Source organism: Chloracidobacterium sp. D, assembly GCF_018304685.1.
Lineage (GTDB): Bacteria > Acidobacteriota > Blastocatellia > Chloracidobacteriales > Chloracidobacteriaceae > Chloracidobacterium > Chloracidobacterium thermophilum.
In genome coordinates this window covers 1,470,789-1,496,164 of the sequence record NZ_CP072634.1, presented here as the reverse complement: position 1 = coordinate 1,496,164, position 25,376 = coordinate 1,470,789, and the positions used below count along the sequence as shown (strand labels likewise).

Here is a 25,376-nt window from a genome sequence, read left to right as displayed (position 1 = left end):
AAAGCCGTTTTGCTTTGGGCGCGTCGCCTCTCCGACGCGCCTTTTTTGTTCTCTTTTTGTGCCAGTGCCCGAAAGCGGGGCTGACCCAGGGAAGGTCACAGAACCCCTTTCCTCACTGGTTGTGTGTCCTCTTTGCCAGATGGTTGTCCCTGCAAGGTGCGGGTCGCTTTTTTCAGCGCCGTGACGATCTGTTCCATCGCCTGTGCCACATCGGCGGCATCGTTGCGGGTGAGCGCGTAGCGTACCCCGGAGAACACCTCCGCGCCGTAGCCTGAAAACACCCCTGGCGCATAGACGACGTGGCGCGCGTCGTAGCGTTTGGGAAGCCCTTCTGGAGCAAGCAAAAAGCCTTCAAACTGGCGGCGCAGGCGATTGCGGATGGCAAGCGTCGCCTGGGTATCCGGCTCGGTTTCAAAGGCTTCTGCGGCAATGGTCAGATCACGGGCGGCATCGAGCAGCGCCGTGGCGTCGAGTTGGGGATGCTCCTGCGCCAGTTCCCGGGCCAGGCGTTCGATTTCACGGGCGTAATCCAGCAGGTTGAGTTCAATCCGGGGGGATTCCGCCAACCGGAACGCCAGCAGCGCCCATCCCCGAGCCATGGCGGCATGGCGGCTGAAGGTCGGATCGCCAAACTTTTCCATCCAGCGAAAGCTGTCGTAAGTCGAGTGATAGACGCCGTAACTGCCGGTCGAAGCCATGTCCAGGCAGGCAATGCCGGCAAGCTGTAAAAAGGGCGCGTAGTCCGACCCGCTGCCCAGCTTGCCGAAGCGCACTTCGGACGCTTTCTGGTCCTGGGCGCGCCAGTTGTCATAGAGGCTGCGCGTTCCGCTGGCATCCGGGACATCCTGCAGGACGGATTTCGTGAAGGACCACAGGCTCGGTACGGCGCTGGCGCGGAAGTTGTCGCCGCTTACGGCGCTGTCCACGTTGAGGTAGCAGACGGCTTTTTCACGGAGTTCGGTCAGGTGCTCTTCAACCCATTCCGTTGAGCCGATGAGTCCGTATTCTTCGGCATCCCAGCTACAGAGCTTGAGGGTCCGGCGGGGCTGCCAGCCGGTTTTCCGCAACTCGCCAAAGGCCCGGGCCACTTCGAGCATGGCCGTGGTGCCGCTCGACGGATCAACCGCGCCGTAAACCCAGGCGTCCCGGTGGTTGCCGAGCAGAATCCACTCGTCGGGATGGTCGCGTCCGGTGAGCGTCCCGATGACGTTCCAGATGGTGCGCAGGCGGTAGTCCATGGTGAGTGCCATGCGGACGCGCGTCTCCCCGTTGCCGATGCGGTACTCAATCGGCAGCCCGCCAATCCAGTCCTTGGGTGCGGCCGGCCCCCGCAGACTTTCCAGAATGGGCAGGGCATCGCGGTAGGAAAGCGGTTGGATGGGAATCCGGGGCAGTCCGGCATCTTTGGGGGCCAGGCGTGGTGTGCCTTTTCTGGCCGGGCGGCCCGGCGTCAGCGGATCGCCGGGCGGCTGGGTGAAGGCGCGGTAACTGCCACGCTGTACGCAGTTGTCCGTGCGCCAGGGACCGTCGGGGTAGGTCTTGCCCTGTACGTAGCCGTCGTCCTTGGGATCGGAATAGACCAGCAGCCCGACGGCGCCTTTTTCCTGGGCTACCTGGGCCTTGACGCCCCGGTAGCACTCACCGTAGCGCACAAGAGCAATCTTGCCCTGGACGCTGACGCCCAGTTTTTCGAGCACTTCGTAGTCGCGTGGAAGCCCGTAGTTGACATACACAACCGGGGCTTCGACTTTGGCCGAGGGCGACCAGGCCGCAAAGGTCGGCACGGCCAGCGGCGAGGCGGAATCGGGATCGTCGGGCAGCGTCGGCTCGGTCAACGTGCAGCGGTATTTGGTCGGGGCCGTCATTTCCACCCGCCGTGACTTGGGCCGGGGCAGATAGACCTCATACTCGACGAGTTCCACGTCAAAACCGGCGCGCTGGAGTTCGTCCCGGACGTAGAGCGCCGTGGCGTAGTCTTCGGGTGTACCGGCCAGATGCGGCTTGGCCGTCAGGGTGCGCAGCGTCTGGCGGGCGCGTTCCGGCGCTGGCGCGGCAAGAAGCTGGCTTTCAAGGGCAGAAAGCCCGGAGCGGACTTTGGCGGCGGCGCGGTGCGGAAGAGGAAACACCACCGGGCCGCCCAACAAAGCACCACACGCCAGGCAGGTCACAAGGAAACGGGGCAGTGAACCACGGGTTACAATCGAAAAAAGCATGGTGCTGGGAGATGAGCCACGGAAAATGTCGGGAAATGGACGCCACAAGGGTCGGGCAGGCTAGCGGTGGCGCGGTGTCGTGCCTGCGCTGACCGTACCACATTGGGCAAGTTCCTCGAACAGGGCAAACAATCCGGGATCGCGGCGGGCAAGTTCTTCACGGGTGTGCCCGGCTGTGGGACTTGCCGGCCGCCGCTTGGCCGTGGAGATGTAGGCTTCATAGCCCTGGGCAAAATACTCGAATTTGTCCGAGGCGGCATAGTAGTCCAGCGCATGCCCGTCCCGCACGGCAGCGTCATAGAGTTTCTCGATGCGTTCGAGCGTGGCGGCGTCCAGTGCACAGCTATGAATCTGGTGGGCGAACTCATGCGCCAGTGTGTTGAAGCCGCCGTGTTCGACGGCCCGCAGCGTTTCGATACCGGAAACCGTTACCACGCCGCCCACTCCGCGCAGGCTCCCGTAGTAGCGGCCGTCAAACGTCGTCCGTTCGGCCAGTGACTCACAACCCGGCAGATCGCCAAGCTGCCGGTCAAGCGGCAAAATCCAGTGCCGCGCGCCACACCGGCGCAGTTTGGGGAGGAAATGCGCCAGTGGCGCAATCGTGGCCAGCACAATCTGCTGCTGGCCGGGTGTCAGGGTGTCCAGGTTCGGGAAAACGGCTTCCAGTTCATCCTTTACCAGCCCAACCGGCAGGGCATCGTGAAAGGTGAGCTGGGGAATCGGCGCGCCCAAGGTGCGGGCGGCGGCCTCGTGGCGCGCCAGGTTGACCAAACTCAACTGCAAATGGGGCAGCGGGTGCTCGGCATCGAGCGCAAGGGCACGCCGGGCGAGTTCTTCTGCCCGGTCCAATTCTTCACGTTCCAGGGCCAGCGCCGCCCGGCTGAGCAGGGCGGCAAAGAAGGTGGGGTCATGTTCCAGCGCCTGATCGAAGTAGCGACAGGCGCTCTCCATGTCCTGCCGTTGCCGCGCTGCCTGTCCTGAAGCATAGGCCGCGCGGGCGGCCGGCGAAGGCAGACGGTGGGCTTTGCGGCTGCGGATGTACTGGGAGTATGTACGTCGTACCCGGATGTTGTCCGGTTGGAGTTCGAGGATGCGCTCGGCCAGTTGCCGTACTTCACTGGGCTTGCGTTCCATAACACGCACTGCACACAGCACGGCCAGGGCATCGGGGTAATTGGGCGCCAGCGCCACGGCCCGCTCGGCATGGCGGCGCGCTTCCGCCGCCCGGTTGCGCTCGATGAACAGGCGCGCCCCCAGAATGTGAACACTGACCGCATCGGGATACCGCACCAACAGGTCGGCCAGTTGCTGCTCACAGTCATCGAGCTGTCCGGCAGCCAGGGCAACGGCGGCCAGCCCGGCCGGGCCGCGGTCATCTTCGGGGAAGCGGCGGGACAGTTCCTGAAAATACCTGGTTGCCGGTTCAAGGCATTCCGCCGTGAGGTAAATCAGCCCCAGTTCAGCCAGTGCGTCGGCCTGAATGGCTCCCTCACCGGTCTGGGCGGCCTGTTCAGCATAGCGGACGGCTATGGCGTAGGCATGAGCCTGGCGGGAAGACTGTGCAGCCGCAAGAAGTTCCGCGGCACTGGTTGGTTCGCCGGCTTGTGCCCGACCGACGGCCAGGATGAGACCAGCCAGCAGCCAGACCCAAAGGTAGGACCGTCTGCTGTGGCGTCGCTGCGTTTGAGCGTGAGCCAAAACGGCTGCCGGTTTCAAGGTTCGTTTCCCGCGCAAGGCAACCAGAGGTCGCGTCACCTGAACCAGAGGTCGCGTCACCTGATTGTGGAAGACCCGAACGGGCGGTAGTAGCCACCGCCTTCATCAGCGGCGAAGTGACGCGCGCTGTGTGGTGCGTACCGAACCCGGCCGGTTTTTTGCATTTCCAAGATTAGGTAAGGCGAATGCAGCCCCCAGCCTAGCCCGTCAGGGCGCTGGACGGCAACCCGAAGTTGCCAGCCTGTGACGCCAATGTGACCGTACGTGTGGTTCGGGACGTGACAAACCCCGCGAGAAAAGGCAAGATAGCCCTGCTCCACAACACATTCATCTGTATTTCACGAGGTTCGCTATGCCGACTTTCTGGGGGCTTGCCCACGGGGCAGCCCGTTGGGTACGGGTGCTTTGGCTTGTCTGGTTGTTGCCATCCCTGGCAATGGCGCAGGGAACAACCTCCCGTTTGACGGGAACGGTACGTGACCCTTCCGGCGCGCTCGTCGCCGGCGCGCGGGTGACATTGACCAACGAGGGCACGAACGTTTCACTCGAAACACAGACGAGTGAAAGCGGCGTCTATGTGTTTGATTCCGTTCAGGTTGGAGTCTATACCGTGACGGTCGAGGCCAACGGTTTCAAGCGGCTGGTGCTCAAAGGCAATCCGGTCAACGTCGGACAGCCGACGACGGTCAATGCCACGCTGGAAGTCGGTGGGACACAGGAGGTCGTCGAGGTGACAGGTGCTGCGGAGCGCATCCAGACCAGCAGTTCCGGCAACCTGGGCAATCTGGTTGAGCAGCAGACCATCGTGGCGCTGCCCATCGTCGGGGCACGCGGCCGCAACCCGCTGGATTTCATCAACTTTCAGCCCGGTGTCGTGGTTGGAGCCAACACCGGGGGCGGTGTTCACGTGCATGGCGCCCGTGACCGCGCCGTGAACTTCACGCTCGATGGCATTGACACCAATGAAACGAGCGCCGGCGGGTCGAACTTCTCGCCCACCCGTGTCAACCCCGATGCCCTGGCCGAGTTTCGCGTCATCACGAGCAACCCGTCGGCTGAGAACGGGCGCAGCAGCGGCGCGCAGGTGAACATGATCACCCGCTCCGGGACGAATGAATTTCACGGCACGGCGTTTTGGTTCTACCAGACGCCCGGCTTCAACGCGAACGAGTACGCAAACAATCTCAACGGCATCGTCAAGCGGCAGTTCGTCCAGCACATTGCCGGGGGGAGTCTGGGCGGGCCCATCGTCCGCAACCGGCTGTTTTTCTTCACGAACTTTCAGGCGCTGCGCGCCAGCGAAGGGCGTCCGGTGACGCGCATTGTTTATACCCAGACGGCGCGGCAGGGCATCTTTCGCTACGTCATCGGAGGCCGCAACCTGCCCTTCGGCGCTACGGGCGCTTCGGTGGATGCCAATGGCAATCCCGTACCGGGACTCAACATCGGGACGTACAACATCGGCATGATGGACCCCCAAGGATTGGGGCTTGACCCAACGATCCGGCGCATCATTGACCTGACACCGCTGCCCAACAACTTTGCCGTGGGAGATGGTCTCAATACGGCCGGTTTCCTGTTCAACGCCCGCGGCCGCGAGCAGCAGGAGGACTACACCACCAAGGTGGATTATGTCATCAGCGACCGGCAGACCATTTTTGCACGGGTTTCGTGGGGGCGGCAGGACTCGCTGGGCGACTTTGCCAACGCAGGCCCGGCGGCATTTCCCAACACGGCACGTCTGGTGGATACCCGGCGCCGCCCCCGGAACGTGGCCATCAACCACCGGTGGTCGCCGACAAGCAGCCTGACCAATGAATTCGTCATGGGGCTCAACCGGTTCACCTTCAGTTTTGACAACCCCGACCCGGACTTTGCCAACAATCCGCCGGTCACGCTCAACGACGTGACGACGCCCACTTCCAATCTGGCGCCGGTCATCAACCGGCGGGCGCTGACGACCTTCCAGTTCGTGGACAACCTGACCTACGTGCGTGGCGCCCATACGATCAAGGCGGGCTTCAACCTGCGCTTTGGCCGGCATATTGACCGCCGGACTTCCGTCGCCGGTCTCAACACCCAGCCCTCGGTCAACTTCAGCACGGCCATCAACACGGTGAGCGTGGTGGCGTTTGGGATTCCGGGCAACATCAACACGGCTTTTGACCTGCCACTGTTGCAGCGGACGATCAACAACCTGCTGGGGCGCGTCGGACGGATTTCCCAGGCCTTCGTTTCAATTGGCAACCAGTACGGCCCACCGGGGACAATCTTTACAGCCGATGCACGCTATCCAGAGTATGACTTCTACGTACAGGACACGTGGCGGCTGCGGCCCAATCTGACGGTTGACTACGGCCTGCGCTGGGAACTTCGCCCGGTTTTCCGTGAACCACGGCGGCTGGCCGTGCCTGACCAGCGGCTGGCCTTTGGCGCTCCGCCCACCAATACGGCGCGATGGATCAAGGGGGAGCCTTTTTCCGATGATCTGAACAACCTTGCGCCAAGTGTTGGCGTGGCGTGGGACCCGTTCGGGGACGGCAAAACGTCAATCCGCGCCAACTACCGCCTGGCTTACGACCGCCTCAACACCTTCTTGGCTTCCTCGTTTTTGTTACCGACAGTGCCAGGGGAAACCATAGGGGTAATCAATGACACGTTTGGGCAAGGTGGGGGACGCCTGCGCAACCTGCCGACGCTGTCACCACCGGCCGGGGTCTCGCCCGATGCCCTCCGCCAGCCGCCGGCGTTTTCAGCCAACAGCATCACGGTCTTTGACCCGAACTACCGGACGCCAAAGGTTCACCAGTGGGCGCTCAGCATCCAGCGCGACCTGGGGTGGAACCTCGTGCTGGAAGCCAACTACATCGGGCGGCACGGGAACGGGCTGCTGAGCGGCTACAACGCCAATCAGGTGAAAATCTTTGAAAATGGTTTCCTCGATGCCTTCAACACCATGCGCCCCTGCGCCGTGTCGGGGACGTTTACGCCTGCCTGCAACAGCCCGCTCATCAACCAGTTGCTGGCCAATCCGAACGGTTCGCAGACGACCATCAACAACTTCCGTGGCAGCCTGACGACAAACAACGTTGCCGGGCTGGCTGTGTCGCTGGCGCAGCAGATTGGCGCCAACCTGCCGGCGCGCGGCTTTTCACCCTTTTTCTTCTTTGACTTTCCGCAGTACACCGGCGGTCTGTTCGTTGTGGACAGCTATGACTTTTCCAACTACCACGCGGCTGAACTTCAGTTGTCGCGGCGGTTTCGGGATGGGCTGAGCTTTCAGTTCAGCTACACTTTGGCGAAGTCCCTGGACACCCGTTCGTTTGATCCGACCTTCACGGTGGCGGCCAGCGGCGCGGTGCAGTCGGCTTCGAGTACGCCGTTTGACATCCGCAACCGGCGCATCAACTACGCCCGGTCAGACTTTGACCGGACGCATTCGTTCCAGGGGAATTTTGTCTGGGAGTTGCCGTTTGGGCGCGGACGCCAGTATGCCAACAGCCTCAATCCGGTGCTGGATCAAATTATTGGAGGATGGATGGCAGCCGGCGTGGTGCGGTGGACCTCCGGGCGTCCCTTCACGGTCTTTTCCGGTTCCAATACCCTGAGCAATGCCGTGCAGTCGTTTGCTGACTGCAATGGGTGCTCCCGCTCACTCGGCTCTCTCCGGCAGGAAGCCGGAACAACCTTCTTTTTCACGGCAGATGAACGCGCGCGCTTCAGCATTCCGGCGCCGGGCACGCTGGGGAACACCGGCCGCAACTTCTTTACGGGGCCGGGCTTTTTCCAGCTTGACCTGACGGTAGCCAAGACCTTCCGCATTGTGGAAGGGGTCAACCTGCAGTACCGGCTGGAGATGCAAAATGCGACAAATACGCCGTCTTTTGCCTTTCCAACGGCCATTGTGACCAGCGCCACCTTTGGTCGGATTCGGGACGCCGTGGTGAGCGGCTCACGCCGGATTCAGATGGCGCTCAAGTTCACGTTCTGATCCCGCCAGCCTGACTGATCCCGCCAGCCTGATCGCCAGCGCACCGGCACACACAAAACAGGCGCACATAAAAACGGTGAATGGGGAAGTAGTGACCATTCACCGTTTTTGTATCTGGTTTGTGCTCGGTTGAGAAGCGGCACCTAGCGTCCCTTGGAGTCCACTTTGTATCGCTCCAGGACTTCACCGGTCAGCCCATCGAGGACGACACAGGGACGATCGCCAAGGTTGTTGATGTGGAGGTTCAGAGCGGCTTTCGCATTCTGGGCGCGGATGACGTAAATGAATCGTTCTTCGGGGGTATTCCCAATGACGCGGATGAAGAAGTCGCGCATGACTTCGTTCGTTCCACCGGGCATGGCCAAGGTCCTCAGAGTGTTGGAGTGCGCAATGAATGCAAACAAACCGGTGACGCAAAGTGTATTACGCCATACGGTTGTGGGTGATGCGGGAATATAGCCACGGTGTCATGGGTTGGTCAACCAGCGGCGGTGCATAGGCACAGCAAACAGTGGGTGGCCGGGTCCGGGATGACAGGTACCAAAGTGTGGGGTAATGTAAGGGAGCTGAAAATGTTGATTGCCGGAGGTGCCCTCGATATGCCTGCCCCTGAAGACCGTAAAATCGTGATTATCGAACGTAAGGATGACACCACGCCCTCGTCCGGGCCGGCGTCGAGTGCTGCCAGTGAGGAGCCGAAAGGGACGATTGAGGAAATTACCAGCTCGGTCCGTGAGCTGGCCAAGACGCTGCCTGAATCCATTGGAAGGCTGCCTGGCTCCATTGGCGCTGCCATTCAGCAGGCGTTGGCCAGTCGTGACCTGAACGTGACGGTTCACCTTTCCGAAGAAGCCATGCGTTCGATTGAAATGCTGGTGCAGGCCGGGATTTTTGCCACCCGCTCGGAGGCCGCGGCTTACCTGATTGGAGAAGGGATTGCGGCCCGGCGCGACCTGTTTGAGCAGGTGACGGAAAAAATCATTCAGATTGAGAAACTCAAGTCGGAGCTGCGCTCGCTGGCCGGGCGGCCATAAGCGGCGAACAAGTGCCAGCCTGCGGCTCCCTGTTCTTCTGTTCCGAAGCTGAAAGCCCGCTTTGCTGTGGATTCTCAAGGTCATCATCCACGCCCTGTTTCGCGTGGTGTTCACACTCGAATATAGGGGGGTTGAGAATGTCCCCCTGACGGGGGCGGTCATTCTGGCAGGGAATCACCCAAGCTATCTCGACCCGGTGTTGATTTCGCTCCCGATTCGGCGGCGGATTCGCTTCGTTGCCTGGGACAAGTTGTTCACCATTCCGCTGCTCGGTCCGCTGATTCGTTTCTTCGGGGCCTTTCCCGTGGATACGACCCGGCGGGATCAGCAGGCTTTTGCACAGGCCCTCCAGGTGCTGCGTGAGGGGGAGGCGTTGGGAATTTTCCCTGAAGCCGGACTTTCCAAGGAAGCGCGTATGAATGCCCTGCTCAAGTCCGGGACAGCGCGGCTGGCTTTGGCCGTGCCGTGTCCCATTGTGCCGGTCACCATTGCTGGCGCGCGGGCCGCGTGGCCGCGCGGGCAGTGGCTGCCGCTTCCACGGAAAATTACGGTCAAATACCATCCGCCCATCTACCCACCTCGGGCAGGGGACGCCAGTGCCGTCGAAGACAAGGAACTGGCCCAGGCCCTGACCGAGCAGCTTCGGCAGACCATTGAGCGCCGCCTCCTGCCGGCGCTCAAGGTGGGGGCGAAGCGGGCCGAACTGTATCGCCGTCCGGCCTGGGCCCTACGGGCGTATGAATATCTCCCGTTGGGGGTCTGTCTGCTGGGGCTTGGTCTCGGCGGCCGGAGTTGGGCGCTGGTGCTGCCCACGCTGGCTTATCTCGGATATGTCCTGCTGGATATTTGGGTGCTTCCGCAACAGCGCCTGACCAAGGTGCTGCGCGATCTGGCGCTTCCGGTCTGGCTGGTGGCGACCTACCCCTGGGCAGTGACCACGTTCGTCACCCCTGAACTGCACGCCCGCTTTCTGGGAGCGCCCGCCTGGATTCTGGGGCTGATGTGGGCCAGTATCCTGTTTCCCTTTCACTGGACAAGTTACCCCGATACCCAGCGTTTTCTGCGTGGGCTGGCCATCAGTTATCTGGTGTGCTGGTGGCTGGAAGTCATCCGGCCTGAAGAGGGCGGGCAGGGGTTGCAGGTGTTGTCGCTGTCATTTGTCATTGCCTATGCTCTGGTCATCCGTCACCTGCACTGGCCGTTGGTGATGATTGGAAGCACGACCTACCTGCTGCTGTTTGGATGGCTTTTGCCGGAAGCCTGGACGATTGACCTGCTCTATTACGCGGTTGCCGGGGTGGCGGTTGGCGGCTACGTGTCCGCGGTCAAGTTCACAGCTCACGACGGCCGCTGGGTGTAAGCCCTCAGAACCCGGGCCTCCTGTCTGTCTCAGCCAAGCGGTTTGGCCCGTCTGTAATCTGTCTCTAAACTGGTGGGAATACACTTCGGGTGGTGACGACGTTAATGCACTGGCTTGGTCAATCCTGGTTTGCGACGGGCATCGATCTGCTCCTCGTCTTTCTGGTCGTCTATGAGGTGCTGAAGCTCCTCAAGGGGACGCGCGCCATACAGGTTGCCAGTGGGATCACTATCGTCGCCTTCCTGTATCAGGTCTCACACTGGCTGCACCTGCCGACGTTGGAGTTCGTCATCCGCCACAGCCTGCTTTACGTTGGCTTTGCCGTTGTCGTGCTGTTTCAGAACGAAATTCGCCTGGCCTTTGCCAACTTTGGCCGGAACATCCGGTTTTTGTCCCATCTGGGCTGGCGGACGCGCAAGCTGTCGGTGGTGCAGTATGAGGATGTCCTGCTGGCCGTCGCCACGTTGGCGGCCAACAAAACTGGTGCCCTGATTGTTTTCGAGCGGCAGGACAACCTGGACGAGTACATCTCACGGGGAGTCCGGCTGGATGCGGTTCTCGGCTACGACCTGCTCATCAACATCTTCAACCCGGAAGCACCGCTCCACGACGGAGCGGTCATCATCCGCCAGGATCGAATTGCTGCCGCCAGTTGTTTCCTGCCTCTGACCCTCAATCCACGGCTTTCCAAAGACACCGGGACGCGCCACCGTTCGGCAATTGGCATCACGGAGGAAAGCGATGCTTTTGTCATTGTGGTTTCTGAAGAAACCGGAATGGTGTCGTGTGTCGAAGGAGGGCACATCAAACGTGGGCTTGAAATCCAAGCCGTCCGCCAGTTGCTCTCCAAGGCGCTGAATGCGCCGACAACCCACAGTGCCACTCCGGTGCGCCGCCGCCGTCGTCTGGTGGAGCCTTCGGAGGTGGATTTTGTCACCCTCGATACTCCCAGTGAAACGAGTGAAACGCCGGCGACAGGGACGCCCATTATTGCCAATGGACGCCAGATGTCACGAATCAGCGAGCGCGGGGCCTTGAATCCAGCCGCCGTTTGGCAGCAGGGACGCCACTGGCTGATTTGGATTGGTGAAAAAGTCCGCGCCCTGGTTGTCGAAAACTTCACGCTCAAGCTTATCGCCGCTGTGATGACCAGCGCCCTGTGGCTGTCGGCGACCAAACAGGATGCCATCCCCTTTGTTCTGCGCGGGGTGCCCGTCAACTATCAGGGGTTACGTGAGGACCTGGTCATTGCCAACATCCACGAAGTGCAGGAAGTGACCCTGCGCGTACGCGGCCCCCGTGATGTCGTCGAGCGCCTGCGGCCCGAATCGTTCGTGATTACCGTCTCACTGGCGGGCAAAAATCCCGGCGACCGGGTTATTCTCCTGCGGGAAGAGGCTCGTATCGAGAAGCCGGCCGGGGTGGAAATCCTGGAAATCGAACCGTCCCGACTGACCCTGAATCTGGAACGGCAGGTTTATCGGCAGGTGGACATCAAGCCGAACTTCCGTGGCACTCTGCCGGTGGACCGGGAAATTGCCGAGTATCAGGTTGTGCCTGCCACGACAATGCTGCGCGGCCCCGAAGCGCAGGTCTATGCCCTGCCGTCCGTGGGCACAGAGACCATCTGGCTCAACGTCCATGACCGTTCGTTTACGGAACGCTACAAGGTGGATGTCAAGGACCCGCGCATCGAGATTGTCGGAGCGCAGGAAGTCGAAGTGAAGGTCACGATTCGTCCCGTCATCCTGCGCCGCCGTCTGGATGTGATTCTGGATACACCGGGCACCCCACCCACCCGGCTGGAGGTGACAGTAGAGGGGCCCAAGTCCGTTGTGGAAAAGCTCCGGGGGCGTGATTTTCAGGCGACGGTTGGTGCCGACCTTGTCTCTGAGCGTCCCCCCCGGCGGAAAGTGGTGGTACTGCCGCCACCAGACCTCGCTGAGCAGATACAGGTGGTGCGTGTCAGCCCGGAGGAAGTCGTCAGCCAGCGTTGAACAGGTGACACCAGGTGACCTGGTGCATCATTTGAGGGTCTTGGCCGCCTGGCGAAGGGCGTTGCGGCGAAACATCGTGAGCAGAAAGGTGCAGGCCAGGATGTCGTCGAGCAGCAGCGCTGTGTAGAGTGCCAGATCGCCCCGCACACCGGCGGCCGTCAGCAGGTGAATCAGCCCCAGGTTGACCAGGTACAGCAGAAACAGCACCCCGGACATAAAGATCAACGGCTGGATGGAAGCGTGATACAAACTGGCTCCCTTTTTGACGCGAACTGCTGAGATACGCGCCAACGCCAGCAGCATGACCGTGATGATCAGCGTACACGACGTGCCGACAAAGAAATCTGACGCCATAAACCAAAACCGGGGAGGAAGTGGGATGAAGGACGGTCGTGCGCCGGGGCAGCCTGGGACATCTGACTGGAGGTGGCGGTCGGAATCGAACCGACGAATAAGGGTTTTGCAGACCCGTGCCTTACCACTTGGCTACGCCACCAAACCGACACCTGGTGTGAACGGCAATGCCGCGCCGATCACGTTGGGGAGACGATGCTAACGATGGAACGTGCACCTGTCAATCCATCTCCGACCGTACGGCAGCGGGCCGAAGCCGCTCTGGTGGCCGGGCTGTTGGGGGGCCTGGGACGCCTGCCCCGGCGGTGGGCCCTGTGCGGCGGCATGCTTCTGGCAAGGCTTCTGGCCTGTGTGCTGCCACGGTTGTGGCGGGTGGGTGCTGACAATCTGGCCCTGGCTTTCCCGGAACTGTCGGAACGGGAGCGGCGGCAGTTGCTCCGCGGGTGCATCACAAACCTGGGGCGGCTGCTCGGCGAGTTTTCCCAGTTTCCGAAGCTGCATCCCGGGAATGTCCACGAAGTGGTTGAATACGAAGGGTTTGAGCACTTTGCCGCAGCTCAGGCGCAGGGACGGGGCGTGATTTTCTTTACCGGACACCTCGGCGCTTGGGAACTCAGCGCCTTTGCACATGCGCTTTACGGGCATCCGCTCAACATTCTCGTGCGCCCCATAGACAATCCCCTTGTGGATCATCTGATCACACGCTGGCGGACGGCGAGCGGCAACCGCCTCCTATCCAAGCACCGCGACTTGCGCGGGCTGGTGGTCCGCCTCCGGCGGGGGGAGACGGTGGGGATTCTCGCCGATGTGCACGTCCAGCCCCAGCACGGTATGTTCTGCCCGTTTTTTGGGCGTCCGGCCTGCACGTCGCCGCTTGTGGCACGCCTGGCGCGGCGGACGGGGGCGGTGGTTGTTCCGGGGTATCTCGTATGGGATGCCCGGCGGGGACGGCACCGGCTGGTGTTCGAGCCACCGGTGCCGCTGGTACGGACGGCGGACGAAGCCTTCGACATCCGGGAAAACACGCTCCGCCTGACACGCTGCTGGGAAGCTGTGGTCCGCCGCTACCCGGACCAGTGGCTGTGGATTCACCGGCGCTGGAAAAGCCAACCCCAACCGGACTTGGCTCCGGTAACTGTCCCGAACGGTTCCAATCTTTTGTCACCAGGAAACAATCAATGCTGATACAACGACCTCTGACCAAGAGCGTGCTTGCCCTAGCGCTTTTCTGTTGGTGGACGCTGCCGCTGCAGGCGGAAGGCACGGCGTTCTGGGAATGCGTGCGCAAGGAAGACTACCTTGCGGGTCGCCTCAGTGGGCTATCAGTGTCTGATAATGGCATTTTGCGCGTCGTGCCCACGCCCAAACTCGTGGGGGATACCCAGCAGCCCTTTGCGCTCTGCAGCCTGCTTGTCGGCAACGAGGTGTATGTCGGCACGGGCCACGATGGCAGGTTGTTTCGGGCGACGGCTGAGGGGGCGCTGACCCTGGTCGCCGATTTTGACGAATTGGATGTGACGGCTCTGGCCACCGACGGCCAGGGAGCTATTTTTGCCGCCACCTCCCCGGACGGAAAAATTTACCAGTTGACCGCCGGCCAACCAGGCTTCCGGGTCGTGTATGACCCGCCGGAGAAATACATCTGGGACATGCGATGTCTGCCCGATGGCACCATCGTCTATGCCACCGGTGGGAAGGGCGGTGTCTTTACCTTGTCACGTGGTGGGCTGTCGGTGCAGGCACTCTGGACGACAGATGAATCCAATGTCACAAGCCTGATGGTGGCGCGGGATGGCGCGGTGTGGGCCGGGACCGATCCGGGCGGGCTGGTCGTGCGCATAGCCGATGGGCGTGTGACGGCGGTGTTCGATGCACCCTCCCGTGAGATTCGGCGGCTGGTGCCCATGCCGGACGGTTCTGTTTTTGCCTTGGGTATCGGTGAGCTGAAGGCGAGCGGCGGTGGAAGCACCGGGAGCACGCCGGCGGAAGTAATTGCCAGTGAAGGGGAAAGCAGTGGCGGCACACCGCTGCGCCCGGCTTCAGGCGGCACAACGCTCTACCGACTCGGTGAAGATGGCCGTCAAACGGCCCTCTGGACAAGCAGCGACACGGCCACTGTTCTGCTCCGGTGGCGGGATGGCGTTCTCGTAGGACTTGGCAGCAGTTCGACCGGCGGACAGGGCCGGCTCTTTTTCGTTGGGCCGGAAGGACAATCCACCCTGTTTGGCGCTGTCGAGGAGGAACGCATTGCCGCTGCGGAAGCCGGCGCCGGGGAGACCCTGTATGTCGTGACCAGTGGTTTGGCCAAACTCTACCGCCTCAGCCCGACGGCGCAGGATGAAGGGGTGTTTACCTCAGCGGTTCAGGATGCTAAAGCGGTAGTTGAGGCGTGGGGTCGTATCCATGTGGAGGGTAAAGGGGAAGTCTTTGTACAGACCCGGACCGGAAACACCCAGTTGCCGGGGGCGCTGTGGAGTGACTGGTCGGCTGAAATGCCGGCACCGGGAGGTGTCGTCACCAGTCCACGGGGACGGTTTCTGCAGTGGCGTTTGCGTCTGAAAAAAGGGGCCGAAGTGATGGCCGTCCGGGTGGCTTACCTGCCGCGTAATCTGGCACCGGTCATTACCTCGTTCACCGTTCTGCCGGTCGGCGTGGCCTTGCAGGAAGCTGTCGTGCCGCCGCCTGATCCGAGTGTGATGAGTTCCGGCTTGGACCCGGTCCAGTTCGGTATCATCGCCAATCAGCCGCCGCGCAAGGTGTTCCAGCGCGGAGCGCGAACGCTTCAGTGGCAGGCAGAGGACAAAAATGGCGACACGCTGACCTACCGGCTGTCCTATCGGTTGCGTGGACAGTCCAACTGGAAGCCGTTGGCGGAAAAGCTGCGTAACCCGTTTTTCGTCATTTCCCCGGAGATGCTGCCGGACGGCATTTATGAATTCCAGCTTGAAGTCAGCGATGCCGCTTCCAATCCGCCGGCGTGGGCGCTGGCTTCTTCGCAGGTCCTCTCGCCGGTTATGATTACGAATGCATTGCCGAAGATAACCTTTTTGCCTTCAGAGATTTCGACGAAGGAAGCAAAGGTCAGAGTTGAAGTGGTGACGGCCACCTCACCGCTCAAGTCGGCCGAAGTGTCCTTTGATGGTGGCGAGTGGATGTTGATCTACCCGGATGACCTGGTGTTGGACTCCCCGCGTGAGGTGTTTACGCTGGTGTATCGGAATCTGTCACCGGGGGAATATCTCATCGCCGTCCGGGTGCTTGATGCGGCGCTGCACACCACGGGTGAAAAGTTTATGTTGGTTGTTAAGCCGTAGTATGTAAATCCTTGTAAACAAGCTCAAGTCCCGGTTTCGGATTCGGGCGGGATTGGCGGGGGAGCGGTGTGGTGGGTTGTGGACAGAAATGCACGCCAGGTGGCCATGGCTTGGCCGTAGTGCTGAGCGGCGAGGGCGAGTCGTTCGACAAGCAGCGTGCCGATGGTGGTCTGGCGTGGGGTGGGGAGGTAGATGACTTTGGGGAGGTCGTCGTCGGTCAGGGTGGCTTCAAATTTTGACGTGAGACTGATAACGTCAGTAAGATACTGTTGCAGCCGGGCTGGAGTGGAGAGGGTTTCGCGCATCGTCCACTCGGCCGGATGGTCCCAGTAATTGGAGAGGATGCCATTGATGACATACTCGATACCCCCAGCCAGAGCAATGAAGCTCTCGCCGCTGGAGCGATTGCTGAAGTCATGGTGTGGTAGAGCCGGACGCCAGTACAGTGCGGCTTCAGGTATGGCGTTCAGGCAGGTGTGACTCTCGGTGAGGAGTCGCTTGTACTCTTGGGTCAGACTCCGTAGTATCGGCATACGATGCTCTGTTGTTCCAACAAGGTCCTGGTCATTTGGGGAAGTTCACCCCGGAACTATACAGGATTTAAGGCATGGCTTGTGGGTTTGACCTTTTCGGTATGCTCCCACGAGGGCGGTGCGATTGCCAGTGGCGAACACCGGTTTGCCGGGAGATGGCCTGCAGAAGGCGGTTTGATGTCCCCTGGTTGTGGTTCCTTCGGTCTCCCGGTTGGAAGGTTGTTCTGTTCCCATCCATGAGCGCATGCTGAGGCAACTCAACATCGAAAATCTGGCGGTTGTGCGTCGGCAGCAGGTGGGGTTTGGTCCGGGGTTGACCATTGTCACCGGGGAGACCGGCGCCGGGAAATCGCTCGTTGTGGATGCTCTGTCCCTGGTGGTGGGGGGACGTGCCACCTCGGACATCATCCGGGCTGGTGAGACGCGGGCCGCAGTGGAAGCTCTCTTTGACTGTCCTGACCACCCGGAAGTCAGGCGTATCCTTGCCGAAGCTGAGCTGGAGGCGGAGGATACCTTGCTCATCCGGCGGGAAGTGTCTCTCAACGGGAAGGGGAGGCTGTTTATCAACGACCAGTTGTGCCCGCTGGCGACCGTCCGGGCGCTGCGGCCCTACCTGGTGGACATTCACGGGCAGGGCGATCAGCAGACATTGATTTTTCCGGCAGCGCATGCCGGCGTGCTCGATACCTTTGGCCAGCATGTGGAACTGGCAACCGCCACGGCGGAGGCCTTCACGGCCTGGCACGCAGCGCGGCAATCCCTGGAGCAGTTTGAACAGGAGGCGTTGCACCGGCAGCAGCGGCGCGATCTGCTCGAATTCCAGCGCGGGGACATTGAGCGGGTGGCGCCGGCGGTCGGAGAGGATGAAAACCTGTGGCGTGAACGCACGCGGCTGGTGCATGCGGAGCGGCTGCTGGCGGCCGCTGCCGCCGGGTACGATCTGCTCTATGAGCGGGAAGCTTCGGCGCTGACGCTGGTCGCACAGGCACTCCGCCAGGTGGAGGATTTGGCTGCGGCTGACCCGGCGCTGTCGGAAGTCCTTTCCACTCTGGAAGCCGCGCGCTACGGCATTGAGGAAGCCGCCTTTGCTCTCCGGGACTATGCTGAGACCATCGTGGTTTCTCCAGAGCGGTTGCGCGAAGTTGAGGCCCGCCTCGATGATCTGGACCGGCTCAAACGCAAGTATGGCGGAACCCTGGAGCAGGTGCTGGCAACGCTGGCCCGGATTCAGGCGGAACTGGCCCAGGTCGAAAACGACACCGCCGAACGGCAACGGCTGGTGGCAGCCGTTGAAGCGGCGGCTGTCCGGTACCGGGACTGTGCCCTGGCGCTGCGGGCCGCACGGCAGGCAGCCGCGCCGCGTTTCGAGCAAGCGCTGGAACACGAGTTGTCATACCTGGCGCTGCCGCAGGCACGGCTGGTTGTCGCTTTCGACTGGCGGGAGGCTGAAGATACGGCGAGGTGGGAACGCAGCGGATTGGAAGGGATTGAGTTTCTGTTTACCTCGAATCCCGGCGAGCCGCCGCGTCCGTTATCCAGGGTTGCTTCCGGGGGGGAGTTGTCCCGGGTGATGCTTGCTGTGAAATCCATCCTTGCGCCGACGGACATTCCGCGTACGATGGTTTTCGACGAAGTTGACGTGGGGATTAGCGGCCGGGTGGCGGAAGCGGTAGGCGTCCGCCTGCGTCGCCTGGCTGAGCGTCAGCAGGTGCTGTGCATCACGCACCAGGCTCAGGTGGCGCGCTTTGGCACCACTCATCTGCGGGTGGAAAAGACCGTGGTCAATGAGCGGACGCACACGGAGATTGTTGTGCTGGACAGGGATGCACGGGTGGAGGAACTGGCCCGCCTGCTGGGTGGGGCCGTCGTCACCGAGTCAGCGCGCCAGGCGGCGCGGGAAATGCTGGCGCCCGACGGTTTTGTCGGCGCGCCGACATCTCAGGTTAATTGTTGATTACAAAGCTTTTCTGTTGTTTTATCCCGATACCGCCAAAACTGGAGGACGACTGCCATGGAACGTGAGATGAAGATTCGGGGGCTGATGATTGACCCGGCGGCCAACACACCTATTGTTGTGCTCAAGGAGGTCAACGGCGACCAGTTGCTGCCCATCTGGGTTGGGCCCTTCGAGGCCAATGCCATTGCCTTTGAAATCGAGAAGATGTCGCCGCCGCGCCCAATGACCCACGACCTGCTGCGCAACCTGATTCTGCAGATGGACGGACGGGTGCGCCGGGTGGTGGTGACGGAGCTGCGCAACAACACCTTCTACGCCGTTATTGAACTCGAAGTCGCCGGCAAGATGCTGTTTCTGGATGCGCGTCCCAGCGATGCCATCGCACTGGCCCTGCGGGTGGATGCTCCGATTTTCGTCCATGAGTCCGTGCTGGAGAACTCGACCTCAGTCATCGTGGAGCGCCAGCCGGAAGAAGAAACGGCGGACAAGGGCGATGACCTTGAGTTCGACTGGCCCGATGAAATTGACGAATCCGACATCGGGCGCGGTTAGGGGGCAGGGCACGCTGCCGGTCTGGTCCGGCGCTTGGGGCCTGGAAACGGTGAAATCGGGCTGTGACGTTGTTCTGAGCAAGGGAAACTGCCATGGGTACGGGGAACGGACATCACCCACGACGACTGGATACCTGTCTGGTCATTGCTGTTGCCAATCAGAAGGGAGGCGTCGGCAAGACGACGACGGCCATCAACCTGGCGGCCGGGTTGGCGCTGCGCGGGCGGCGCACGCTGCTGCTGGACCTCGATCCCCAAGCGAACAGTACGCTGTCCTATCTGCCATACGAAGCCGCGGGGCTGTCAGCCTATGACTTTCTGATGGATGTCAAACTCGATCCGCTTACCGTCGTGCAACCGACGCCCGTTCCGGGGCTTGACATTCTGCCGTCCCGCATCAGTCTGGCGAAGCTCGAATCCCGCCTGGTGGGGGAATTCGATGCTCCGTACCGTCTTAAGGACCGTCTGGAGGCCCTGCGCCGCGTTTATGATGTCATTGTCATTGATACGCCGCCCACGCTGGGACTCATCACGGTCAATGCTCTAGTGGCGGCTTCCCATGTCCTCATTCCCATTCAGTCCTCCTACTTCGCCATGGAGGGGACGGACGACCTGCTGGAAACCATCGAAAAGGTCAAGGCGCGTCCCAACCCGAACTTGCAAGTGCTGGGGGTGGTCATTACGCTGCACGACAAGCGGACGGCCCTGGCGCGGGACATCTATCGCCAGATTTACGAAGTCTTTGGGGACAAGGTGTTTGAGACGGTGATTTCCAAGTCCGTGCGGCTGGAAGAAAGCCCCGCCTACCGGGAGTCCATCTTTACTTTTGCGCCCCAGTCGAGTGGTGCGGTCGAATACGCCAGGCTTTGTGAGGAGGTGTTGCGTCGTGTCTAAACGCGGGTTGCCATCCACGGTGCGCATGCGCCACGAGTCCCACTACGTCGAAGAACTCTGGACGCGCACCGGCGCGCCCATCGGGCGCATGATCCCGATTGATCGGCTGGAGCCGAATCCCAACCAGCCACGGATCGAGTTTGGCGACTTGGAGGAGTTGACCAACTCCATCCGCGAAAAGGGGGTGCTGGAGCCGCTGCTGGTGCGTCCGGCCGAAGTCGGGGGGCGGTTCATGATCATTTCCGGGGAGCGGCGCTACCGGGCCAGCCTGCTGGCCGGATTGCGCGAGTTGCCCTGCATCGAAATGGACGTGGACGACCGCGCCGTGGCCGAGATTGCCCTCATTGAGAACCTTCAGCGAAAGGACCTGACGCCGTTTGAGGAAGCCGAAGGGTTGACGGCACTGGCCGAACGGTTCAACTACACGCACGAGGAAATGGCCCGCAAGCTGGGGAAGTCCCGGTCCAGCATCACCGAGTCACTGGCTATTGGCAGCCTCTCAGCCGAAATCCGGGAACTGTGCCGCCAGGCTGGTATTACCTCCAAATCCACCTTGCTTCAGATTGTGCGCCGGCCGTCTGATGAGGAGCGCCGGGCGCTCATTGCCCGAATTCGCCAGCTTGGACTGACGCGCGATGCCGTGCGCCAGACAACCAAAACCAAAAAACGCGCCACACCGTTCAGGTTTCATTTCCAGGAGCCGGCGCGCACCTTCACCCTGGACCTGAAATTTCGCAAGTCGGATGTGGACAAACGGCAGGTCGTGGCGGCGCTGAAGCAGGTGGTGGCCGAACTGGAGCGTGAACTGGAAGCCAACCCACCGGGTGAATGACCGGCTGTTCGAGGGGCTTTACTTGGCCTGTTTGGCTTTGGCCTGAAGTGCCTTGCGCTGCTGTTTGGCCAGCCAGCGGGCAAAACGGTCGAGGTAGGGAATGAGCGGGCGCATCAGACGCATGCGAAAGCTCGTGTCCTGTTCCCGGAGGGCTTCGAGTCCCTTGCGGATGTAGTCCCGAATGGCGGGTTCGCAATCGGTTTTTTTCTTGCCGTGGGAAAAGTTGAAATGGTAGTGCTGCCCCATCAGCGCCAGAAGGGTGTGGGTCAGGTTGGCGTGCAAGGTACGACGCGCCACCAGGCGTCGCCACCAGCCTTCGTGTTCAAGCAGCGGAGCCAGGGCAATTTCAAACCAGGCGCCTGAAACCGGGGTTTTCGGGTGGTAGAGGAGCGGCAGCTTGTCGCGCTTGTCAGCCGGTATATTCCGGTCCTGGATGCGGTCCACGAAAACCACGCGGGTAATGCCCAGGGTATGGTTGCGGGGCAACGCCGCAAAGGTCTTCTGGACGACCTCTTCCAGGTTGAGTTTGAGCTTGTAGGTCGTGTGATTTTCAATCTTCATAAACAACGGGGTCAGAGGCGTAAACCAGCCTAAGCCGTCGCCGGAGACGCGCGGCTGTGGGTTTCCGTTGGAGGAGTAAATCGCAACTCACCACTGGGAGCAACTGTCTCCTGGCGGTGACTGGGGAGGAGAAGCCGCCATGGCGCGGGACATCATCAAGGAGTTTTTGGACTACCTGCGGGTTGAACGCGGCCTGTCAGCCAACACACTCGAAGCCTACCGGCGGGATTTGGCCAAACTGACGCACTTTGCCGCTGCCCGGCAAAAGGATGTGCTGGCACTGGAGCGGAGTGACATCACCGCCTTTGTCGAATCCCTGTTCAAAAGCGGTCTGGATGCCCGTTCCGTTGAGCGGGCGGTGGTGGTGGTGCGCAATCTGTACAAGTTTCTGGTGCTTGACGGGCACCGGCGCACCGATCCGACTGTCTCACTTGTACCACCCCGCAGTTGGCAGACGTTGCCCAAGTTTCTGACCCCGGAGGAAGTTGAGCGACTGCTTCAGCAGGCCGACATCACGACTGAAGCGGGCGCGCGTGACCGGGCGATGCTGGAGCTGCTCTATGCCACGGGCCTGCGGGTGTCGGAGCTGTGCAGTCTCAAGCTGGGGGATGTCAACCGCGATGCCGGCTATCTGGTCTGTCTGGGAAAAGGGAGCAAGGAACGCCAGGTGCCGATTGGGCGTTCGGCGTTGGCGGCTCTGACGCATTACCTGCACTTCCGTACCGCACGACAGTCTGGGACGGACAGCCCGTACCTTTTCATTACGGCGCGGGGCAAACCGATGACGCGCCAGCTCTGCTGGAAGATGGTCTCGGAGTACGGGCAGCGGGCCGGCCTTGGAACGGTGACTCCACACATGATTCGGCACACCTTTGCGACCCACCTGCTTGAGCGTGGGGCTGACCTGCGTTCAGTACAGATGTTGCTTGGGCATGCCGACTTGACGACGACCCAAATCTACACCCACGTCACGGCAGAGCATCTCCGTGAGACCTATCGGAAGTGTCACCCACGACACTGAGGTTTGTCTCCGGCACAGGATGCCGCACGATTTCCGCCAGTGGTCAGGGGGGAGCCAGGGCCTGGCACACTTGCCCTGCGGCTCACTGTGGGCGGCATCTTGCACTCCCCCTGGCTTCAGGTGAGGTCGGTCAGGCGATGGTTACTGCCCGCGTGACAGCAGGTGAGACACATAGACGATACCAAACAGGGTGCCGACCGTCAGGATGAAAAAGCAAAGCACGGAGATGATTTGACCAACGACGTTCCACATAGCGGGCCTCGTCACATCTCTGGTGATTCGGTGGACGCATGGGTAATGTACTCTGTTGGGTGTGGCGTCCACAATTTGATTCTTACAGGGAAGGAAACCAATGCAAACGCTCATCCTGGCCGGGGGCAAGGGAACACGCCTGCGCCCGCTCACCCTCCATACGCCGAAGCCTATCGTGCCGATTGCCAACCGGCCTTTCATTTACTACCAGCTTGATCTGCTTCGTCCCCTGGATGTCACAGGGAAGATGGAAGTGTTGCTGAGTCTGTCGTACCAGCCGCGCAAGATTGAGGAAGCCCTCAGCCATGAAGCACTGGGGGGGCTGGTGGTTTCGCCGGTGGTGGAACGCCAGCCGTTGGGAACCGCCGGTGCCATGCGTCATGTCCGGCCGCGGGTGACGGGAACGCTCATCGTGCTCAATGGAGACATTCTGACGGACATTGACCTGCGCCCGGTTTTGCAGCGCCATCAGAGGCGCCGGGCGGCGGCCACGCTGGTGCTCGTCAATGTGGCCGACACGCGGGCCTATGGCGTTGTCGAACTGGATGCTGAGGGGCGGATTCGGCAGTTTTATGAAAAGCCGGCGCTTGGCGTCACGACGGCTACTTCCATCAATGCCGGAATTTACCTGCTCGAACCAGAAGTGCTCGACCTTATCCCGGAGGGCTGTGAGTATTCGTTCGAGTACGATCTCTTTCCCCGTCTGCTGGCTTCGGGGCTGCCCTTGTATGGCGACATCACCGATGCCTACTGGCTCGACATCGGTACGCCGGAGCGCTACCGCCAGGCCAACACGGATGTGCTGCAGGGAAAGCTGCGGCGCTATCCGCCGGAGTCCTCCCCGGCGCTGACCGATGGCGGTTCGGTGATTGCGCCCGAAGTCACCCTCAAGGGAGGCGTGTCGGTCATCCGGTCGGTCATCGGCGCCAACTGCTACTTGGAGGATGGGGTTCACGTGGTGGACAGCGTGGTGCTGGCCGGCTCACGGATTGCCGAGGGGGCCGTCGTCCAGTCGTCGGTTCTGGGGCGTGGGGTGCATGTCGGCTCCAACAGCGTCCTGCACAATGTCGTGCTGGGGGACAAGTCCGTGGTGACGGACTTCTCCCGTCTCGGGTGAATCGGGCTGGTCGGGCGGCGCGGTGGCTGTCAGGCGCGCCAGGGCAAAGCGCCCGGACGTACCGAGCAGATGCAGCGTCCACATTTCGGCTTCCAGGGTAGAACGTTCCCGCTGTGGGAAGATGACCAGCAGGGTGCCGCGCCGGGCGACAGTGGCGGCGATGGTCGCCGGGTCGGAAATCTGGTTTGGTTCACGGGCGGCGTCGCAGCAGGTGGTATGGTCCGGGTTGTAGAACACCGGTGCATATTCCCGGCAGCGAAAAAAGACCACGAGTTCCGCCGGCTGTGCCTGGCGGGCGATGATGGCCGTCAGAGGTTTGGTTGAAAACTGCGGTTCGAGAACGGGGAACTGGGCCGTCAACCACAGGACGAGACCGAGCTGGACAAGGGCCAGCCGGAACAGTCCCGACATTCGCCGGCGGGCGTGGAGGGCGCCGAGGCCGAGAACGGTCACGAGCAGCCCGCCCAGGAAGAATTCCCTGCCAGACAAAACCTTTTCCGGTGAGATTTTGTGAGTTGCAAGCTGAAGTCCGATATAAAGGCCGAGCTGGCCGAGCGAGGCCAGGCACAGCCAGAACAGGTGCTGACGCCCGGACAGGCAGTACAGGCTGTGGGCCGCAAGCAGAGCGGCAAAAGGGACAGCCGGGAGGATGTAGCCGGGCAGCTTGGAGCCGGAGAAGCTGAAGAAAAGCAGGGGGGTGACGAATCCACACAAAGCAAGACGGATAAGTGATTTGGCGTCGTCAGTAGAAGTGTTTTGTGAGTTTTCGTGCCCCGTGGCCACAGGGTTTGCCGGCTGCACGGCGCGGTAGAGTCCGGCGATCAGCCAGAGGCTCCAGGGGAGCAGTCCGGCCAGCAGGATAGGCAGGTAGTAGTACACCGGGCCGGGATGGTGAAAGCGGTTTGAGGTGAACCGCTGGAAGTGGTGGGCAATGAAGAATTCCTCGATGAAGGGCCAGCCGTGCTGGACGATGACCGGGATGTACCAGAGACCGGCGACGGCCAGCACCAGCAGGCTGCCCGTCAGCGGGCGCAGGTGGCGCAGGGCTTTCCACGGCTCCCGCCGCAGGTCCGGCGTGAGCAACAGGTAGAACAGCAGGCTGCCGAGCGGCAAAACCAGGCCCACGAGTCCTTTGGCGAGCAGGCCGCTGCCGAGTGCCACATAGAACAGGTAAAGGATGAGGCGGGCCTGTGTCAGGCGCGCCTGACGGGCGGCTTCAAAGCTTAGGTGAAATGCGAGTGTTGCAGTTGTAACTGCAAGTGTGAGAAGGGCTTCAAAGGTGGCTGCGCGCGCGAAGGCGAGCATCATGGGGCTGGTGGCTGTCATCAGTGCCGCCGCTGGCCCCAGGGGCGGGCGGAGCGTCCCGAGCAGCAGCACCGTGAGGGTGGCGGCCACGGCTGAAGGGAGGCGGGCGCCCCACTCGTTGAAGCCCACGAGCTGAAAGCTGAGGCCCATGAGCCAGTACAGCAGGGCCGGTTTTTCAAACCAGGTGGCACCGCCCAGGGTGGGCGTCAGCCAGTCGCCACGCTGCCATATCTCGCGCGCCACTTGGGCATAGCGCGGCTCGTCGGGCCCCACCAGACCCAGGTTGCCAAGCTGCCAAAAAAAGGCAATGCCACAGGCCAGCGCCAGGTACGCCGCGTCAAGCCGGGAGGGACGCGGGGTGTCGTCCGGCATCA

At 61.6% G+C, this 25,376-nt stretch carries 18 protein-coding genes, 1 tRNA gene and 1 pseudogene; 12 read left to right on the top strand and 8 right to left on the bottom strand.

Annotated features, from left to right (window positions below; all coding sequences use genetic code 11):
• Positions 1–95: 95 nt before the first annotated feature.
• Both J8C01_RS06235 and J8C01_RS06230 read right to left on the bottom strand, forming a co-directional pair.
• Positions 96–2,213: a M28 family metallopeptidase gene (locus tag J8C01_RS06235; RefSeq protein ID WP_211431359.1), complete on the bottom strand. Its 2,118-nt coding sequence runs from the start codon at positions 2,211–2,213 to the stop codon at positions 96–98.
• 60 nt (positions 2,214–2,273) lie between these two features.
• Positions 2,274–3,911 carry a tetratricopeptide repeat protein gene (locus J8C01_RS06230; protein ID WP_211431358.1) on the bottom strand — a complete coding sequence of 546 codons (1,638 nt, stop codon included), beginning with the start codon at positions 3,909–3,911 and terminating at the stop codon, positions 2,274–2,276.
• Positions 3,912–4,281: 370 nt separating this feature from the next.
• Here J8C01_RS06230 and J8C01_RS06225 point away from each other — a divergent pair, with 370 nt between their 5' ends.
• Positions 4,282–7,920 (top strand): TonB-dependent receptor, encoded by a 3,639-nt coding sequence (locus tag J8C01_RS06225; protein ID WP_211431357.1) that lies wholly within the window; start codon positions 4,282–4,284, stop codon positions 7,918–7,920.
• A 143-nt stretch (positions 7,921–8,063) separates the two neighbouring features.
• Here the strand turns inward: J8C01_RS06225 and J8C01_RS06220 are convergent, their stop codons facing one another.
• On the bottom strand, positions 8,064–8,279 hold the full coding sequence (locus J8C01_RS06220; RefSeq protein WP_014099770.1) for a hypothetical protein: 216 nt from the start codon (positions 8,277–8,279) through the stop codon (positions 8,064–8,066).
• 240 nt (positions 8,280–8,519) lie between these two features.
• Between J8C01_RS06220 and J8C01_RS06215 the strand changes: the two genes are divergently transcribed.
• The 3 genes from J8C01_RS06215 (at position 8,520) to cdaA (ending at position 12,311) form a co-directional block, all read left to right on the top strand.
• Positions 8,520–8,954: a hypothetical protein gene (locus J8C01_RS06215; protein WP_041569113.1), complete on the top strand. Its 435-nt coding sequence runs from the start codon at positions 8,520–8,522 to the stop codon at positions 8,952–8,954.
• A 61-nt stretch (positions 8,955–9,015) separates the two neighbouring features.
• A complete protein-coding gene (locus J8C01_RS06210) occupies positions 9,016–10,314 on the top strand; it encodes a lysophospholipid acyltransferase family protein (protein WP_014099768.1) in 1,299 nt (432 codons plus the stop codon).
• Positions 10,315–10,403: 89 nt separating this feature from the next.
• Positions 10,404–12,311 carry a diadenylate cyclase CdaA gene (cdaA, locus tag J8C01_RS06205; RefSeq protein ID WP_211431356.1) on the top strand — a complete coding sequence of 636 codons (1,908 nt, stop codon included), beginning with the start codon at positions 10,404–10,406 and terminating at the stop codon, positions 12,309–12,311.
• Positions 12,312–12,338: 27 nt separating this feature from the next.
• Here the strand turns inward: cdaA and J8C01_RS06200 are convergent, their stop codons facing one another.
• Both J8C01_RS06200 and J8C01_RS06195 read right to left on the bottom strand, forming a co-directional pair.
• Positions 12,339–12,665 carry a hypothetical protein gene (locus tag J8C01_RS06200; RefSeq protein WP_211431355.1) on the bottom strand — a complete coding sequence of 109 codons (327 nt, stop codon included), beginning with the start codon at positions 12,663–12,665 and terminating at the stop codon, positions 12,339–12,341.
• Positions 12,666–12,732: 67 nt separating this feature from the next.
• Positions 12,733–12,807: transfer RNA gene (locus J8C01_RS06195), tRNA-Cys, on the bottom strand.
• A gap of 62 nt (positions 12,808–12,869) precedes the next feature.
• Here J8C01_RS06195 and J8C01_RS06190 point away from each other — a divergent pair.
• Positions 12,870–13,850 carry a lysophospholipid acyltransferase family protein gene (locus J8C01_RS06190; RefSeq protein ID WP_211431354.1) on the top strand — a complete coding sequence of 327 codons (981 nt, stop codon included), beginning with the start codon at positions 12,870–12,872 and terminating at the stop codon, positions 13,848–13,850.
• The gene (locus tag J8C01_RS06185; protein ID WP_211431353.1) at positions 13,844–15,979 is read left to right on the top strand and encodes a WD40 repeat domain-containing protein; all 2,136 of its coding nucleotides are present in this window, start codon (positions 13,844–13,846) and stop codon (positions 15,977–15,979) included. Before J8C01_RS06190 ends, J8C01_RS06185 begins: the two co-directional genes overlap by 7 nt.
• Positions 15,980–16,002: 23 nt before the next feature.
• Here J8C01_RS06185 and J8C01_RS06180 read toward each other — a convergent pair whose 3' ends face one another.
• Positions 16,003–16,512, bottom strand: a complete 510-nt coding sequence (locus J8C01_RS06180) for a hypothetical protein (protein WP_014099763.1) — start codon at positions 16,510–16,512, stop codon at positions 16,003–16,005.
• 244 nt (positions 16,513–16,756) lie between these two features.
• Between J8C01_RS06180 and recN the strand changes: the two genes are divergently transcribed.
• The 4 genes from recN (at position 16,757) to J8C01_RS06160 (ending at position 20,746) form a co-directional block, all read left to right on the top strand.
• Entirely contained in the window at positions 16,757–18,466 is a 1,710-nt protein-coding gene (gene recN, locus J8C01_RS06175) for a DNA repair protein RecN (protein ID WP_211431352.1), read from the top strand.
• A 57-nt stretch (positions 18,467–18,523) separates the two neighbouring features.
• Positions 18,524–19,021 carry a bifunctional nuclease family protein gene (locus tag J8C01_RS06170; RefSeq protein WP_014099761.1) on the top strand — a complete coding sequence of 166 codons (498 nt, stop codon included), beginning with the start codon at positions 18,524–18,526 and terminating at the stop codon, positions 19,019–19,021.
• 92 nt (positions 19,022–19,113) lie between these two features.
• Positions 19,114–19,914 (top strand): ParA family protein, encoded by an 801-nt coding sequence (locus J8C01_RS06165; protein WP_014099760.1) that lies wholly within the window; start codon positions 19,114–19,116, stop codon positions 19,912–19,914.
• Complete coding sequence (locus J8C01_RS06160; protein ID WP_148263967.1) at positions 19,907–20,746, top strand: ParB/RepB/Spo0J family partition protein; 840 nt, start codon at positions 19,907–19,909, stop codon at positions 20,744–20,746. The genes J8C01_RS06165 and J8C01_RS06160 overlap by 8 nt, the downstream gene beginning before the upstream one ends.
• An 18-nt stretch (positions 20,747–20,764) precedes the next feature.
• On the opposite strand, the gene J8C01_RS06155 is transcribed toward J8C01_RS06160, so the two are convergent.
• Entirely contained in the window at positions 20,765–21,307 is a 543-nt protein-coding gene (locus J8C01_RS06155; protein WP_211431351.1) for a hypothetical protein, read from the bottom strand.
• Between the two features lie 139 nt (positions 21,308–21,446).
• Here J8C01_RS06155 and xerD point away from each other — a divergent pair, with 139 nt between their 5' ends.
• The gene (gene xerD / locus J8C01_RS06150; RefSeq protein ID WP_014099757.1) at positions 21,447–22,328 is read left to right on the top strand and encodes a site-specific tyrosine recombinase XerD; all 882 of its coding nucleotides are present in this window, start codon (positions 21,447–21,449) and stop codon (positions 22,326–22,328) included.
• Positions 22,329–22,680: 352 nt separating this feature from the next.
• Positions 22,681–23,376, top strand: a pseudogene (locus tag J8C01_RS15335) (NDP-sugar synthase); the annotation flags it as partial.
• A gap of 186 nt (positions 23,377–23,562) precedes the next feature.
• On the opposite strand, the gene J8C01_RS06145 reads toward J8C01_RS15335, so the two are convergent.
• On the bottom strand, positions 23,563–25,374 hold the full coding sequence (locus J8C01_RS06145; RefSeq protein WP_211431350.1) for an ArnT family glycosyltransferase: 1,812 nt from the start codon (positions 25,372–25,374) through the stop codon (positions 23,563–23,565).
• Positions 25,375–25,376 lie beyond the last annotated feature (2 nt).